The organism is Stenotrophomonas sp. 85239_Sma (assembly GCF_056481725.1).
The window spans coordinates 632,603-647,936 of the sequence record NZ_CM151163.1 but is presented as its reverse complement, the minus strand read 5'-3'; the positions used below and the strand labels follow the sequence as shown (position 1 = coordinate 647,936).

Below are 15,334 nucleotides of genomic sequence, written 5' to 3'. Positions count from 1 at the left end.
TCAGTGCCCTGTGTTGGCGGACTTGCGGCGGCGCACCTGGGTAACGCGGGCGGCCAGCAGCGCGAACACGATCACGCCGACCAGCAGCAGCAACCAGACCATGTGCCGTTCCCACTTCGATTGCGGATTGCCGTCCTGCGCGATACGCGTGCCATACGGATCCTGGCGGTCGAATTCGCGCACGGCATCACCGCCGTCGAGCACGGCGAGATCACCGCGTAGCAGCCGGAACGGCGCACCGAACGACGGTGCCTGCGCACCGAGGTCGCTGTAGAGCACGCCCAGCTGGCCGCCGGACGACCCCACCTGCACCACGGCAGCACGATCCAGCCCGCTGACATCCAGTAGCGGCTGCGGCGTGCCGCCGATCAGCAGGCGGCCATCCTTCAGGCCGGCCACATCAACACCGGAGGGCGCCACGCCGAACGCCAGCCATGGCGCGCCCGGGCTGACCGCGGCACCGGCATCGACCACCTTCAGTTCCGACGCCTCCGGTGACGCGCCCACGGCACTGGCCACGGCGATGACCTTACGCAGCGAGGCCGGCGCATCCTGCAGCCAGGTGCCGGGCACGAACACCTGGTTGCCGCGCGACAGCTGGCTGCTGGCACCAACGAAGTCACTGCCCAGCGAACGCTTGGCCAGGGTCAGGTGGCTGCTGGGCAGGATCGAGACCGGATAGCCGGTGGCCGGGTCGTGACAATAGGGCCGCGCCGGCTGGCGCAGGAAGCTGACGCGGATCTCGTTGCGCGCCGAGAGCGCGTAGGCCGGCACCTTGGCCACCAGCCGTTGCGGCTGGCCATTGGCCGTCAGCACCTTGCCACCCAGCAGGTAATCATTGAAGTAGAGGGTCGCCACCGCGCCCTGCCCGGCTGCGTTGGGCGCCGCCGAGACATCGATCACCACTTCCTCGGGCAGGCGCCCATCGGCCGACAGCGCGCCGAGGTCGAAGCTGGCGCTGCGATCGGCGCGGGTCACCACGTCCATCGTGCCGGCGATGTTGCCGAGCCGGCTCAACAGCACCTGGTCGCCGTCCAGTTTCGGCGTGCCCGCTTGGCTGACCTGCAGGCTGCGGCCCAGCGCGTAGCTGCGCCACTGTTCGGCGAACAGCCCGGCGACCTTGCCTGCCGCTGCCGGGTCGACCACCAGCGTCGGACGGCCGGCAACGGCGACCACGCTGACCGAGGCGTTGGCAGCGGGCTTTTCCAGCCCAGCCATGTCGGTACCGCGCCACGCAGCGAAGGCAGTGCCCGCATCGGTACCAGCAGCGCCGACCTGTACGGCCAGCGCGTCCAGTGCCGCGCTTACGCCGGCCCGCAGCGCATCGCTGCCGATCATCACATCGGCCGCCAGCGGCCCACTGTCACGCAGCGACAGCAGTGCGCCAACTTCGGCCAGGTCCTTGATCGCATGCGCGCGCTCGCCCGTGGCCAGCGCGGCGTAGGCCGGCACGCCCTGCAGGCTGGCCGGGATGCTGATGCCGGCCAGGTCGACGCTGTCACCGACCTTGGGCAGCGCCACCACCTGCACCTGCTTTCCGCCGGCCTGCAACGCGGTACCGATGCGCCAGGCGGCATCATAGGTTGGCGCCTGCAGCGCTTTGCCATCCACCAGCAGCCGCACCTGCGGTGGCAGCGCGCCCCACGCCTTGGCCACGGTATCCACGGCGCGGCCGTCGAAGCGGTAGCTGAAACGCGAGTCCGGCGACAGCCGCAGCACGTTGGCCGGTGCACTCTGGTCGGCACACTGGTAGTCGGACACGATCGACCACCAGCCGACGCCGACCCGCACGAAGCCGTTCTGGCGGGGTTCGCCATCGATGGCCAGCAGCTGGCTGGCATCGCCCTGCGCGTCGGTGATCGAGCGCGCCGCGATCGGATCGCCATCGACCGACCACAGGCCCGAGGTCCGCCCGGCGTGGCCACGCACATAGCGCCCATCCAGCTGCAGCTGCGCATCGCGGGTGGCGACGCCGGCCGGCACCGGCAGGTAGACCTCGCGCTGGCTCTCCTGCCCGCTCAGCACGAGTGGTTGGCGGAAACCGAGTTCGCGCAGGGTCATCTGCCGGTTCACCGTGCTGTCGCCGCTCCATTCGGTGAACTGGCCGGCGACGCTGTCGGCGGCATGGGCACTGCCGACCACGCCCGACAGGACGAACGCAGCAGCGGAAGCAAACAGGGGAGAGCGGCCGGGCTGGGTCATGGCGTCACTTCACGGGGATGAGGGAGGGCGGCACCGCCGCGACGGAGACCGGGCGAGAATTCGGGAAGCGGCGCGCCGCGCAGGGCGGCAACGATGCGTGCGCTGGCACGGCCGTCGCCGTAGGGGCTGGCATCGGGGTCGAAGCGGGCCGGCTGCGGGGGTTGTGCCAATACCGCGTTGACCGCATCGACGATGCGGGAGGGCGTGGTACCGACCAGTGTCACCACACCGGCTTCGACCGCCTCCGGCCGCTCGGTGACATCGCGCATCACCAGCACCGGTTTGGCCAGTGCGGGCGCTTCTTCCTGCACGCCACCGGAGTCGGTGAGGATGACGTCGGCGCGCTGCATCAGGCGCACGAAGCGCAGGTAATCCTGCGGTGGCACCAGGTGCACGTTGTCCAGGTTGCCAAGGTGGGCGTTGACCGGTCCCTGCACGTTCGGGTTGAGGTGCACCGGGTACAGCACCTGCAGGTCCGGCCGCCGGGCCAGCTCGGCCAGCGCACGGCAGATGTCCTCGAAGCCCTGGCCGAAGCTTTCGCGGCGGTGGCCGGTGACCACCAGCAGGCGGCGTGCGGGGTCGAGCATGTGGAAGGGTTGGTCGGCCTGCGCGCGCAGTGCCGGATCGGCATCCAGGCGTTCTACGGTCTGCTGCAGGGCATCGATGACGGTGTTGCCGGTGACCAGGATCTGCCCGCCCAGGTGCTCACCGGCCAGGTTTGCGCGCGAGCTGGGCGTAGGCGCGTACAGCTGGTGGCCAATCACATCGATCACCCGCCGGTTCATTTCCTCCGGCCACGGCCGGTGGATGTCGCCGGTGCGCAGGCCAGCCTCGACGTGACCGATCGGAATGCGGTGATGGAATGCGGCCAGCGCGGCAGTCATCGCCGTGGTGGTGTCGCCATGCACCAGTACCCGGTCCGGACGGACCTGCGTGTAGAGCGCGTCAAGCCGTTCGAACAGCTTGGAACACAGGCCATTGAGGGTCTGGTTGGGCACCATGACATCGAGGTCGTGGTCGGCAGTGATCCCGAACAGCGACATCACCTGGTCGAGCATCGCCCGGTGCTGGCCGGTGATGCAGACCACCGATTCAATGTCCGCAGCCCCCGCCAGGGCCCGCACCAGCGGTCCCATCTTGATGGCTTCCGGCCGCGTGCCGAACACCGACAGGACCTTCACCGCAGCGCTCCCGAAGGATGGTGCGGGGGGATGCAGGTAGCTGTAGCCACGTCTGGATCCTTTCGGCATTCCCGTCCAATGCCCGCAGGCAGGAGACGGTCACCTCATGAGGAAACTCCAAATTCGCGACATACATCACATCCATGTGAGTGTACGTGCGTCGTGGCACTGATCTTCATCGTTGGAAGATCAAGACGCAGTCAACGCCACCTGCGGAACAGGTGACGTTGCGGTGGAACGCAGCGGTGGCGCCGGCCTGTGGCCGGCTTACTCGTACTGGATGGTGAAGGTGGCTTGGCCGTTCGCGACACCCGCACCGACCGTGCCGGCCTGGGTCTGCACGTAACGGGCACGCAATGGCAGGGTCATGGTGCTGGTACCCGGCGTGGTGGTACCGACGTTGACGGTCTGGCCGAAGCGCACTTCGCGCTCGGTGCTGCCATCGCGCTGGACCATCTGGATGCCGATGCGGGTGGCGCTGTTGGTGGCCGCGCTGAGCTTCAGCACGCCGGGCATGTTCGAGCTGTCCTGATCGGCGTCGAGGCGGATGCCGATCTTGCTCTGATACTGCGCGACATTGCTTCCCTGGCAGTTCAGGCGGATCTCGAAATCACGATCGACGGCCTTGGAACCGACACCGGTGAAGGTGGTGTTGGGCACGCTGCCGAAATCAACCGCGATGTTGCGGCTGCCGGCCTGCACTTCGCAGGTCGGGCTGACCACGGTGGTGCCCGAGCCCCTGAACGTGGAAGTCAGCACCGGGCGGCTGGGGCCATCACCATCAAAGTAATACGTGGTGAAGCGACCGTTCGGCGCGATCACGCCCGAACCGGTCTGCGCGGCGGTCTTGATCAGCTGGATGCGGAACTGGCCGCCGATCAGCGAGATGGTGGAGTTGGCCGCGAAATTGATGGAATGCGGGTAGTACGTCTGGATCGCGCCGGAGTCGCGGAACAGGCGGATGCCCACGCCGGCCACGCCGGTCTCATAGACGTTGGCAAAGCCGGCCACCGGTCGCTTCTGCGGCGCGTTGACATACTCGCCGGTCGAGCTGCCACCGTACCAGTAGTCACAGCGGGCAACGCTGTTCTGCTGGTTGATCGGCACGCTGATTTCCTTGATCACGCCGCCAACGGGCGTGCTGGGCAGGATCACGATCTGACCCATGTCCATCTGCACGTCCTGCGCAACGAAACCGTTGATCTGGATGCGGCAGGCCGCACTGGCCTGCTGCGCCAGCAGCACGCCACCCAGCAGGGCCAACGCGGCCAGTGCCTTGCGGCCACGGGAAGAAATCATCGGCATGCTGCCTCCAGCGGGATGAAGCCGGTCTTGGACGCATCGGCGCCCGCCGGTACCTGGTAATCAATGGTGCAGCGCTGGTCGGCACCTGCGCCCCACTCGACCTGCAACTGGCCCTGGTTCTTCTCACTGCGCACGTACAGGCGGCCACCCTGGCTGACCATGCCCACCGGCTGGCCCTGCTCGTCCTTGACCTGCGCACCGAACGGCATCGTGCGGCCATCGGTGTTGCGCACCTGGATCAGCAGCGCGTTGCCCTTGCGGGTATCGAAGCGCAGGTAGCTGATGGCACCGGCGAACGGCGCGATCGACTGGCTGGTGCTTTCCAGCTCGACGTCATGGGCCATGCCCTGCGGGTCGAGGGTGACGGTGTTGAGGCGGTACGGCGACACGTACGGGACGACCGCGTAGCCGCGGCCATCGACGCGCAGGCCCGGGGCATTGCTGACGATCGCATCGCGCGCGCCCGGCGCTTCCACCAGCACCATGGTGTCGCCACGCTGCGGGGTGAAGGTGAAGCCGCCCGGATGCACGACCACACTGCCGTTGGCACCGACCGACGCCTGGCGGAAGTCGCGCGAGTGGCTGTAGGTCGCGTTCAACGCGCTGTAGCGGCTGCGGTATTCCGCGCTGCCCACTGCGGTGGTGCCACCTTCGCGGGAGTCGGACAGCGCCACGCCGTAGCTGAAGTTGTTGTCGATGCCGGCCGAACCGGTGACGCCGACGCGGCTGTTGTCGTAGCCACCGCGCTCGCGCACGCCGAGATCGGCGCTGAACGACACCGGGTGGGTGCCACGGCCCAGCGGCACGCTCATCGACAGCAGGTACTGGGTGTCGGAACGGCCGAGCACGCCTTCTTCGGTGCGCAGCGCGGAAAAGCCGTAGTTCACCGAGCGCCAGGCGTTGTTGTAGCCCACCTGGTACTGCTTGGAGGTGCCGGAGCGGTCGTAGAAGTCGCGCACCGAACCGGTCACGTACAGCGCGCCGCCACGACGGCCCAGCGGCTGGTTCAGGGTTACCTGGAACTGGCTGCGCTGGCGGCCACGGGTGGTCGGGTCGATGCCGCGCTTGTCCGAATCGCGCCCATACAGGGCGTCCTGCAGGCTGTAGAAGCCTTCGGTCGAGTAGCGGTAGGCGGCCAGGGTCAGGTTGGTCCCGGTCTCGCCGATCATGTTGCTGTAGCTCAAGCGCACGCTGGCACCGGTGTGGTTGCCGTAGTGGTCGAACGTGGTGCGTGCGTGGGTGACGTCGGCGGCGAACGCGCCGACCGGCGTGGACAGGCCGACGCCGTACAGCAGCGACAGGTAGCCGTCGCTCAGGGCGCTGCCACCGTACAGGGTCAGCTGGTTGCCGATACCGCGCTGGTAGGTGCCCTGCACCAGCCACGGCTCATCGGCCAGCAGCTTGTTGCGCACCTGGCCGGCGGTCAGCGAGTAACGCGACACGCCTTCGCGCAGCATCTGCGGCACCGAACCGAACGGCACCTTGAATTCGCGGCGGCGGCCATCGGCCTCGATCACGCTCACTTCCAGGTCGCCGCCGTAGCCGGTCGGGTACAGGTCGTCGATGACGAAGCTGCCCGGCGACACGGTGGAGGAGTAGATCAGCTGCTCGTTCTGGCGCACTTCGATGCGTGCGTTGGTCTCGGCGATGCCGCGCACGACCGGCGCGTAACCGCGCAGAGAATCGGGCAGCATGCGGTCGTCGCTGGCCAGGCTGGCACCGCGGTAACCGATCGAGTCGAACAGTTCACCGGTGGTGTAGGCCTCACCGATGGTGAGCATGCCGCGCACCTGCGGGATGCCGCGCTGCGCATAGGTGGCGATGCTCTGCCAATGGCGGCCATCACCCTCGGACCAGGTCAGGTTCGAATCGTGGCGGAACTGCCAGCCACCCAGGTTCATGCCGGCGTTGAGGCCGAGGTAGGCGCTGCGGTTGCGCTGGCCACCTTCGACACGGCTGTCACTGTCGATGGCATTGAAGCTGTAGCCGACGAAGCCGGCATTGATGCCACGGTCCCACAGCGCCGGATTGACGTAACCACGTGCCTCACGGCGCAGGAATACCTGCGGGATGCTGAGGTCGTAGCGCAGGTTGCCGCTGTCATAGACACCGTAGGCATTGGCCATGCGCTGCTGGACCGGCACGCAGCTGGTCTTGTCGGTGGGCACCGACGGGTCCTGCTGCAGCAGCACGGCCTCGCTGTCCACGCCCATTTCTTCCAGCATCGGCAGCGGCAGGCAGGCATCGACGCGGCCCTGCGCATCGGCCTTGAACTGCAGGTCGCGGCGGCCCTGCCAGGCCCCGTTGACGTAGACGTCGACGCGGTAGGTGCCGGCCACCATCGGGTTGCCGTTGCTGAAGGCTGCCAGGTCGACCTGCTTGGCCTGGCCGGACAGGAAGCTGGAGTTGAACTGGGCCGATTCCGGTGCACGCGCGTTGGCCGCACCACTCTGCGCCATCAGCGCCTGTTCGCCGAGATTGGCCGGGGCAGCCAGCGCCCATCCTGGGCAGGCTACGCCAGCAACCAACAGGCAAAGCGCCTGATGGATCGACAATGTCAATCTGTTTCCGATCACACTGACATTCCTTCAATTCGCCGCACGGCGGCGGTGGCGGGATGCGCAGGCCCGTGGCCGGCGCGGCGCGTTCAGCCCCCGGTACTGCCGAGGCGGACCTTGTGCTCCACCCGACCGCCGTAATCGTTGATGGTGATGAAGCGCACCTGGTCGGAGCCCGCCGGTGCGGTGAACTCCAGGCTCTGCTTCGGCGCGACCATGGCGCCCTTGTCCTCGACGGTCTTTTCACTGCTGCCGGCCACGGCATGCACTTCGGCCAGCGTGACGTGGAAGGGGCTCGGGTTTTCCACCCGCAGGCGGTCGCCGGTGCGGGTCCAGCGCAGCGCTGCCGGTGCGTCGTTGGCGACGCCCTTCAGGCCCTGCGGCCGGTAGAAAAGCTTCAGGCGCGAACGAAACGCGACCTGCAGGTAATTCTGTTCGCCGCTGTCGGCGTTGTCCGGCGACGGCGGAACGTCCAGCACGTTGAGCCAGAACACCGACTCACGGTCGGTCGGCAGCTGCGCGCCGGAGAAGATCAGACGCAGCGCCTGGCTGCGGCCCGGCTCGACACGCGCGATCGGCGGCGTCAGCACGAACGGGGCATCGCTGGTATCGGCGGTCTGGTTGGCGTCGCCGCTGTCGATCCAGGCTTGGACCAGCGCCGGCGAATCGCCCACGTTGTCGACCTGCACGGTGACTTCGCGCGCCTGCGCCGGGTAGATCACTCGCGTGCCATTGACCACCACGCCAGCCAGAGCGTTCTGGCAGAAGGGCAGCGTGAACGCTGCCAGCAGCAGCGCCCGGGGAAAGAATGCTTTCATCGGAAGTACTACGCTCGAGGTATGTGGCCAGGGGCCGCGATGCACTGGCCGGCGCGTACGCCGGCCAGTGCGGGTACGACTGCGATCAGTTGTAGATGATCGTGTACTTCACGCTGCTGGTGACGTCGCCCGGGGTGGCGGCGGCAGTGGCGTAGTACTCAGCGTAGTAGTTCAGATCGGCCGAGCCGTCGGTGCCAACGGTGACCCACTGCGAGTTGGTCTGGGCCTGGCCAGCGCCAGCAGCCTTGATCGGCAGGACCTGGTTGTTCGAACCCAGCAGCTGCAGCTGCACGTTGGTGGCAGCGTTGGCCGAGGCCTGGTTCAGCAGGCGGCCGGTGTTGAAGTCAACGGTCGAACCCGGCTCGAAGTAGGTGGCGACGTTGCCGGCGCTGCACTTGGTCAGGTTGATGGCGAACGGGGTACGGCCCGCAACGTTACCGGCGGCGGCCAGGGTGTTCTTGGACACGGTCGGCAGGTTGACGGCGAAGTCCTTGCCGCCCGGGGTCGAGATGGTGCAGGTCTTGTCGGTCACCTTGCCGTTGAAGGTGATGGTGCCGTCGGCGGCGTTGGCGGCCAGCGGAGCGGCGGCCAGCATCAGAGCGGCGATGATATTGATCTTGTGCATTCGCTTTTACCTAACCCTACTGAAGAGATGAGAAGTAGAGGAGGAAGCAAGGAGCACTGCCGGGCTATCAAGACCCATCCTTGCGTCTCACCTGTGGCCGGACTCGGACATACCTACCCCTGAATCCGTGACGCAAGTATAGGCATAACTGTGATGAAAGTCTCATTATTTTTCTGAACGCCAATTCATTGACGCCTTAAATGTGACGTGGTAGGCGGAATGGGCGCCAGAAGCGCGTGGAGGATTTGACGGTGGGACGGCCGGGCCACAGACGACCGTGGATGACACGTTGAGCGGCGTGTTCGACAGGCGCGGAAACCGGCCTTTTTCAGGTGGAAATCACCTTATTTGATGCGCATCACTCTTTCTTGGTGATGGCCCTAGCAGATTCGGATTTGTCCTATTAAAGGCGGATCGAACCTGTCGCTAACTAGGACACACCGAACCAGAGAACGTGTCATGAGGAATTCCATTCTGCTGTGCGTGGCCCTGATGTCCGTCAGCGCGCTGGCCCAGGCCAGCAGCGGCAACATTCGTTTCAGCGGCCGCATCGCCGAGCCGGGCTGCACGACGAACCTGTCCCAGGGTGAGCTGAGCCTGGCGGCCTGCCCGCCGTCGGCCAAGGGTTCGACGGTGGCCGTGACGGCGCTGGCCGATGGCCAGGCCGCGACGCTGCGCGATGGCAAGCGCCAGGGCCAGAAGCTGTCGGTGTCGGCCAGCGCGATGCGCGCCGGCGATATCGCCTTCTCCGAGCGCTACAGCGTGCAGGCTTCGAAGCAGCAACCGCTGCAGGGCGCTTACCTGGTGGTCGTCGACTACCTGTAAGCCGGCGCTTTACGCCGGCGGCAGCTCGAAGACCTGGCGCAGGTAGGCCAGGTAACCCGGGTCGTCGCACATGCTCTTGCCCGGCGAATCGCTGAGCTTGGCCACCGGCTGGCCATTGCAGCGGACCATCTTGATGACGATGTTGAGCGGCGTCGGGCCCAGATCATTGGTCAGGTGGGTGCCGACGCCGAAGGCGACCTGGCAGCGACCGCGGAAGTAGTCGTACAGGCGCATCACTTTGGCGATGTCGAGCCCATCGCTGAACACCAGCACCTTGCTGCGCGGATCGACCCGGCGCTGCTGGAAATGCGCCAGCATGCGGTCACCCCAGTCGAACGGATCGCCGGAATCATGGCGCACGCCGTCGAACAGCTTGCAGAAGTACATGTCGAAGTCGCGCAGGAATGCATCCAGGCCGACCACGTCGGACAGCGCGATGCCCAGATCGCCGCGATATTCCCGCGCCCACGATTCCAGTGCCGCCACCTGCGAATCGCGCAGGCGCGGGCCGAGGGCCTGGAAGGCCTGCAGGTACTCATGGGCCATGGTGCCGTGCGGGGTCATGCCGTACAGGCGGGCGAAGTGCACATTGCTGGTACCGACCAGCTGCGGGCCGAGCGCATCGCGCAGCAGCGGCAGCAGCCGCGCATGCCAGTCCCGCGAGTAGCGGCGGCGGCTGCCGTAGTCGGCAATGCGGCACTGCTCGAAGCCGGGGGTATCGCGCAGCAGCGCGGCCTTGGCCTGCAGGCGGCGTTCGCCTTCGGCGAAGTCGGCCGTGGTGGTGTTGCGGAACCAGACTTCATTGATGATCGCCAGCAACGGCACTTCGAACAGAATGGTGTGCAGCCACGGGCCGGTGATGTCCAGTTCGATCTCACCGGGCACGGCCTTCGATGCGCGCAACTGGATGTACTTGCGGTCGAGGTGGAACAGGCCGAGGAAATCGGCGAAATCCGGCTTCACGAAGCGCAGGCCACGCATGTAGTCCAGCTCCGCGTCGCTGAAACGCAGGCTGCACAGGTGGTCGATTTCTTCATCGATCTGGTCGATGCAGCTTGCCAGGTCGATACCGGGCGTGCGGCACTTGAAACGGTACTGCACCTGGGCGCCGGGGTGCTGGTGGAGCACCGCCTGCATCATGGTGAACTTGTACAGGTCGGTGTCGAGCAGGGACTGGATGATAGGCATGGGGCGGATTATGCGCCCGGCAGGGTGAACCGGGGTGCCTGCGAGCCACGCTCGGCTCACGGGGAACAACATGGGTAGATCCACGCCATGCGTGGATGCTCCTGCGGCGCTACAACGACCTGCGCAGCAGGCGCGGCACCAGCAGCAGTGCATGTGCCCAGATCGCGCCCCATACCGCCACGCGCACCGGCAGCGGACGCTGCCCGGCCTCGAACTTCTGGAAGTAGCGCCACAGCCCCCTGTGCTTGTGCCATTCCACGAAGAACGGCCGCGAGCGGCTGGAGACACCCCGCACATGGGTGACCTGCAGGTCGTTGGCGATCGCCACCACCGCGCCGGCCTCGCGTGCGCGGCGGCACAGGTCCAGGTCCTCGGCGTGCAGGCGATAGCCCGCGTCCCAGCCACCGATGCGGTCGAACAGCGCGCGCGGCATCATCAGCAGTGCGCCAGACAACGCAGGTACCCGCTGCAGCGCCTGGTGCGGCGCACGCGGAACCGCAAGCCTGGAGCCCTTGCCGGGCGAACGCAGCATCATCAGGAAATCCGGGTCGCGGCGGCGCACCGCCTCGTCGGCATGGCCATGCTCGTCCACCTGTTCGACGCCCAGCAGGCAGTCGCCCAGCGCTTCGGCGCGGGAGCGCAGTTCGGCCAGCGTGTCCGGCTCGACCATCAGGTCCGGGTTGATGAAGGCCAGCCAGGGGCTGTGCGAGTCGGCCACGCCCTGGTTGTTGGCGGCGGCGAAGCCGGGATTGTCCGGGTTGCCGACGAAGCGCACGCGCGGATCGTGGCTGGCATGCCGCTGCACGATGTCCAGGGTGCCATCCAGCGAACCATTGTCGATCACCCGGATCTCGGCCACATCCTGCGCCTGGCGCAGGCGCGAAAGGCAGGCATCAATGGTGCTGCCACTCTGGTAGGTAACGACGATGGCGGCAATGGCAACATTCAAACGGGTGGCTCCGGCGCGGACTGAACGAACAGGTCACCCTGTTCCCGCGGCATTATCGCCTGCCGCATGCGCTGCTGCAGATCAGCCCGCAACCCGTGCAGTGGATCGCGCATCAGGAAGTCGGCCAGCCGCGGTACCCAGGCCGGCCAGCGCGCCGCCAGGGCCTCCAGGTCGCCATCGCGGCTGACGGCCTCCCCTGTCCGGCTGACAAAGGCGGTTTCGCACAACACGTTGCGCCACCCCAGGCCGGCCATGCGCAGGCTGAGGTCGACCAGTGCCGCGTTCCAGCCCGCGTAACTCTCCACGTCCAGGCCACCGGCACGACGGCGCGCGTTGCCACGCACCAGTACCGCGTGAGTGACCGCCGATGGCAGTTCCGGGTGCAGCGTCGGCAGCGTGGCGCAGGTCTGCGCCAGCAGGGCCGGGTCATTGGGTTCGGGATTGATCTCGCCCAGCCGTGGCCACGCTGCGGTCTCGCCGGCGTTGCACCATGGGGTTGCGGTGGCGATGGCGGCATCGCGTGCGAAGGCGTCCTGCAACTGCTGCAACCAGCCGGGTGAGGGCACGCTGTCCGGCGCCAGCACCGCCACGTCCAGGCCATCACAGGCGCGCAGCATCTCGTCCAGGTGGGCAACTTCGCCCAATGGCCGCGCGCGCCGGGTGTACTCGGCCTGCAGCGGCGTATGCGCCAACCAGTGTTCCACCACTGCCTGCGCGCGCGGCCCGGTCTGCGCATCATCGGCCAACCAGACCGCGGTCCCTGGCGCCGTGCCGGCATCCAGTGCGGCCAGGCAGCGGTCGAGCGCGGCATCGTCCACGCACAGCGGCAACAACACGATCGCCCCCATCCCGCCTCCGTGGTTGTCGGTGGCCACAGCGTAGCACCGGGAGGGTATCGGCCGGGTTGCACCCGGCACCTGCTTCAGGCCAAGGCAACAGCAACAGCCGAAGCAAAGGCGGGCTTCTTGGGGTTGGCGGGGTGGGTCCGGTTGCGGGGGACGCCGTAAATACGTCCCTGTAGGCTCGGTCGCGCCTTCGACAGAATTCTGCGATCCGCCGGCAAAGGCTGGGGTCAGATCCGTTTTCCAGAGGAAAACGGATCTGACCCCATTTTTGTATATCGCTATCTGACAGATGTGTCGAGCAAGGTCGACACCTACCCACAGCCGCAGGAATCTGTCAGAGGCGGGGCGGTGTGGGGTGGCAGGACCGTTGGCGCCATGGATGGCGCCATCGAGCCCCCATGGGTGAGGGCGCTTTGCTTGCGAAGCACTGCTTCGCAAGCGCCCGAACGCACAGCCGCCAGCGGCTGGGCCGGACCCCGGAGGGGGGTTTACGGCGTCCCCGCAATCCGACACCGCCCCGCCATCCCGCAGAAACCTGCTGTTGCTGTTGCTGTTGCTGTTGCTGTTGCTGTTGCTGTTGCTGTTGCTCCAGCTTCGGCCTCTGCGGGTGCCGGGCGCAGCCCGGCCGTAACCGCCTACTTCTTCGCGCGCGGCTGGTTCAGCGGCTCCATCGCGCGGAAGCGCTTGCTGTACTCGTCGGTCAGGTTGCGCGATTCCAGGCTGTTGCGCACGATGCTCGGGGTCAGCAGCACGATCACCTCCGAACGGCGGCTGGAGCGGCTCTTCTGCCCGAACAGCGCGCCAACCACCGGGATACGGCTCAGGCCGGGAATGCCGCTGCTGCCATCGGTGCCCGAATCCGTGATCAGGCCAGCCAGCATGATGGTGTCGCCGCTCTGCACCGCCGCTTCGGTCGACAGCTTCTTTGTGGAAATTCGCGGGTTGCAGTTGCGCTCGGTCGGATTGCAGTTGTCGGGCACGTTCGAGGCGCTGCTCACTTCCTGCACGATATCCAGGAACACCGTGCCATCGCGGGTCACGCGCGGGCGCACCTTCAGGATCACGCCGGTGTCGATGTACTGCACCGAGCTGTAGGTGCTGGTGCCCACGCCGGTGTTCACCGTGGTGGTGTTGATCGGCACCTTGTCGCCCACGTTGAGCGTGGCCTCGGCGTTGTTGCGCACGAACACCGAAGGCGTCTGCAGCAGGCGTACATCCGTGACCTTGTCCAGCGCACTTACCACCGCCGCGCCATTGTGGCCGGTGAATGCCCAGCCCAAGCCTTCGCCGCCCGTTGCGGCACCGGCGAAGCTGCTCCACGAGCCACCCGCTGCCGCCGGCAGGGTCACGCCGCCCAATGCGCCCGTCAGGGCACGCCCGGCCACGGCATTGTCAAAGAACCAGTTCACGCCGTACTTCAGGTCGCCATCCAGCGAGACCTCGGCCACCTGTGCCTCGATATGCACCTGCAGCGGCATCACATCCAGCTTCTCGATCACCTCGCGGATCGAGCGCCAGGCCTGCGGGGTCGAACGCACCAGCAGGGTGTTGGTTTCCTCCACCGCCGACACGCCGACGCGGTCGCCCTCCACTTCCAGGCTGACACTGACGTTGCCGGGCTGGCGCTGCGGCAGGTTCAGGCTGCCATTGCTGCCGCCACTGCCACCGCTTCCGCCCAGCGTCGAGCCCAGGTTGCTGCTGGTGTTGTCCATGCCACGGTCGCCGTCACCGCCCAGCTGCGACGGGATGGCGCCCGGTGCCAGCGATGCAGGGCTGGAGCCGCCGCGGTTGCCACTGCTGGCGAAGGCCTCGCTGAGGCGCTCGGCCAGGTCGCGTGCCTTGATGTAGCGCAGCTCGTAGGAGAACAGGCGGGCGCTGCCGCCGGCGGTGTCGATGCGATCCAGCCACTGCTGGATCTGGTCCAGGTAGCGCACCTGCGGCGTGATCACCAACACGGCGTTGGCATTCTCCAGCGGCAGGAAACGGAACATGCCGGCACTGGGCGTCTTGCTCTCTTCGCCGAACACCTTTTCCAGGTCGGCCGCCACCTGCTCGGCCTTGCCCGACTGGATCGGGAACACGCCCACCGACATGCCCGACAACCAGTCGACGTCGAAGATCTCGACGGTGCGCAGGTAGTTCTCCAGCTCGGCGCGGGTACCGCCAAGGGTGATCACGTTGCGGCCGCTGTCCACGTTGACGATGGCGTTGGGGCGCGCGTACGGCTCCAGCACCTTCTTCATCTCGGTGGCGGAGATGAACTGCAGCGGCACCACGCGGACTTCGAAACCGCGTGCACTGGCCGCCGGTGCCGTGCTCGGTGCGACCGTGCCGGCCAGCGCCTGGTCGGCGGCGACGATGTTGTAGCGCCCACCGCTGTAGACCATGCGCGCGTTGTTCCAGCCCAGCACCATCTCCAGCAGGTTCAGTGCCTGCGCCGGCGATACCGGCTTGGGCGTGGCCAGGGTGACCGTGCCCTGCACGCCCGGTGCGATCACGTAGTTCTGGCCGAGCATGTCGCCGAGGATGGCCTTGACCACCGCATGCAGCGATTCGCCTTCGAAGTTGAAGGTCGCCTCGCCGGTGCTGGCGCCGTGCAGCGCCGGTGCCGGCGCGCGCGCGGCCTGGCGGTTGATCATCGTGCCGGTGCCACGGCGGATCACCGCCTGCGGTGCCCCTTGGCTTTCACGGGCGGCATCGGCAGCGACGTCGGCCGCCTGGCCGGCGTCGGCGCTGGGCGACAGGTTGCCGTTGCGCTGCACGTGCGGCGCGGACACCGTACTGCAGCCGACCAGCAGCGCGAGGGCAAAGGACCAGGGAAGAAAACGCAGGCTCATG

General features: G+C 67.1%; 11 protein-coding genes. 1 reads left to right on the top strand and 10 read right to left on the bottom strand.

Annotation, left to right across the window (positions count from 1 at the left end):
• The 6 genes from ACYKG1_RS02900 to ACYKG1_RS02875 all read right to left on the bottom strand — a co-directional run bounded on the left by ACYKG1_RS02900 (position 1) and on the right by ACYKG1_RS02875 (position 8,689).
• The gene (locus ACYKG1_RS02900; RefSeq protein WP_478471806.1) at positions 1 to 2,202 is read right to left on the bottom strand and encodes a hypothetical protein; all 2,202 of its coding nucleotides are present in this window, start codon (positions 2,200 to 2,202) and stop codon (positions 1 to 3) included.
• On the bottom strand, positions 2,199 to 3,383 hold the full coding sequence (wecB, locus tag ACYKG1_RS02895; protein ID WP_262226145.1) for a non-hydrolyzing UDP-N-acetylglucosamine 2-epimerase: 1,185 nt from the start codon (positions 3,381 to 3,383) through the stop codon (positions 2,199 to 2,201). Before wecB ends, ACYKG1_RS02900 begins: the two co-directional genes overlap by 4 nt.
• Positions 3,384 to 3,650: 267 nt before the next feature.
• On the bottom strand, positions 3,651 to 4,688 hold the full coding sequence (locus ACYKG1_RS02890) for a fimbrial protein (protein ID WP_262083092.1): 1,038 nt from the start codon (positions 4,686 to 4,688) through the stop codon (positions 3,651 to 3,653).
• Positions 4,679 to 7,243, bottom strand: a complete 2,565-nt coding sequence (locus ACYKG1_RS02885; protein WP_315973581.1) for a fimbria/pilus outer membrane usher protein — start codon at positions 7,241 to 7,243, stop codon at positions 4,679 to 4,681. The genes ACYKG1_RS02890 and ACYKG1_RS02885 overlap by 10 nt, the downstream gene beginning before the upstream one ends.
• A gap of 92 nt (positions 7,244 to 7,335) precedes the next feature.
• Positions 7,336 to 8,064: a fimbrial biogenesis chaperone gene (locus ACYKG1_RS02880; protein WP_100471251.1), complete on the bottom strand. Its 729-nt coding sequence runs from the start codon at positions 8,062 to 8,064 to the stop codon at positions 7,336 to 7,338.
• 85 nt (positions 8,065 to 8,149) lie between these two features.
• Positions 8,150 to 8,689 (bottom strand): fimbrial protein, encoded by a 540-nt coding sequence (locus tag ACYKG1_RS02875; RefSeq protein ID WP_100471250.1) that lies wholly within the window; start codon positions 8,687 to 8,689, stop codon positions 8,150 to 8,152.
• Between the two features lie 459 nt (positions 8,690 to 9,148).
• On the opposite strand from ACYKG1_RS02875, the gene ACYKG1_RS02870 reads away from it, so the two are divergent.
• Complete coding sequence (locus ACYKG1_RS02870) at positions 9,149 to 9,514, top strand: hypothetical protein (protein ID WP_087921496.1); 366 nt, start codon at positions 9,149 to 9,151, stop codon at positions 9,512 to 9,514.
• A 9-nt stretch (positions 9,515 to 9,523) separates the two neighbouring features.
• On the opposite strand, the gene pncB is transcribed toward ACYKG1_RS02870, so the two are convergent.
• The 4 genes from pncB to gspD form a co-directional block, all read right to left on the bottom strand.
• A complete protein-coding gene (pncB, locus tag ACYKG1_RS02865) occupies positions 9,524 to 10,702 on the bottom strand; it encodes a nicotinate phosphoribosyltransferase (protein ID WP_100471249.1) in 1,179 nt (392 codons plus the stop codon).
• A gap of 109 nt (positions 10,703 to 10,811) precedes the next feature.
• The gene (locus ACYKG1_RS02860) at positions 10,812 to 11,651 is read right to left on the bottom strand and encodes a glycosyltransferase family 2 protein (RefSeq protein WP_478471804.1); all 840 of its coding nucleotides are present in this window, start codon (positions 11,649 to 11,651) and stop codon (positions 10,812 to 10,814) included.
• On the bottom strand, positions 11,648 to 12,499 hold the full coding sequence (locus ACYKG1_RS02855) for a glycosyltransferase family 2 protein (RefSeq protein ID WP_478471803.1): 852 nt from the start codon (positions 12,497 to 12,499) through the stop codon (positions 11,648 to 11,650). The genes ACYKG1_RS02860 and ACYKG1_RS02855 overlap by 4 nt, the downstream gene beginning before the upstream one ends.
• A 632-nt stretch (positions 12,500 to 13,131) precedes the next feature.
• On the bottom strand, positions 13,132 to 15,333 hold the full coding sequence (gene gspD, locus ACYKG1_RS02850; RefSeq protein WP_478471801.1) for a type II secretion system secretin GspD: 2,202 nt from the start codon (positions 15,331 to 15,333) through the stop codon (positions 13,132 to 13,134).
• Between the last annotated feature and the right edge of the window lies 1 nt (position 15,334).

Coding starts and splice junctions, on each gene's coding strand:
- ACYKG1_RS02900 (WP_478471806.1), bottom strand. CDS start 2,202: ATGACCCAGCCCGGCCGCTCTCCCCTGTTTGCTTCCGCTGCTGCGTTC.
- ACYKG1_RS02890 (WP_262083092.1), bottom strand. CDS start 4,688: ATGCCGATGATTTCTTCCCGTGGCCGCAAGGCACTGGCCGCGTTGGCC.
- ACYKG1_RS02880 (WP_100471251.1), bottom strand. CDS start 8,064: ATGAAAGCATTCTTTCCCCGGGCGCTGCTGCTGGCAGCGTTCACGCTG.
- ACYKG1_RS02875 (WP_100471250.1), bottom strand. CDS start 8,689: ATGCACAAGATCAATATCATCGCCGCTCTGATGCTGGCCGCCGCTCCG.
- ACYKG1_RS02870 (WP_087921496.1), top strand. CDS start 9,149: ATGAGGAATTCCATTCTGCTGTGCGTGGCCCTGATGTCCGTCAGCGCG.
- pncB (WP_100471249.1), bottom strand. CDS start 10,702: ATGCCTATCATCCAGTCCCTGCTCGACACCGACCTGTACAAGTTCACC.
- ACYKG1_RS02855 (WP_478471803.1), bottom strand. CDS start 12,499: ATGGGGGCGATCGTGTTGTTGCCGCTGTGCGTGGACGATGCCGCGCTC.
- gspD (WP_478471801.1), bottom strand. CDS start 15,333: ATGAGCCTGCGTTTTCTTCCCTGGTCCTTTGCCCTCGCGCTGCTGGTC.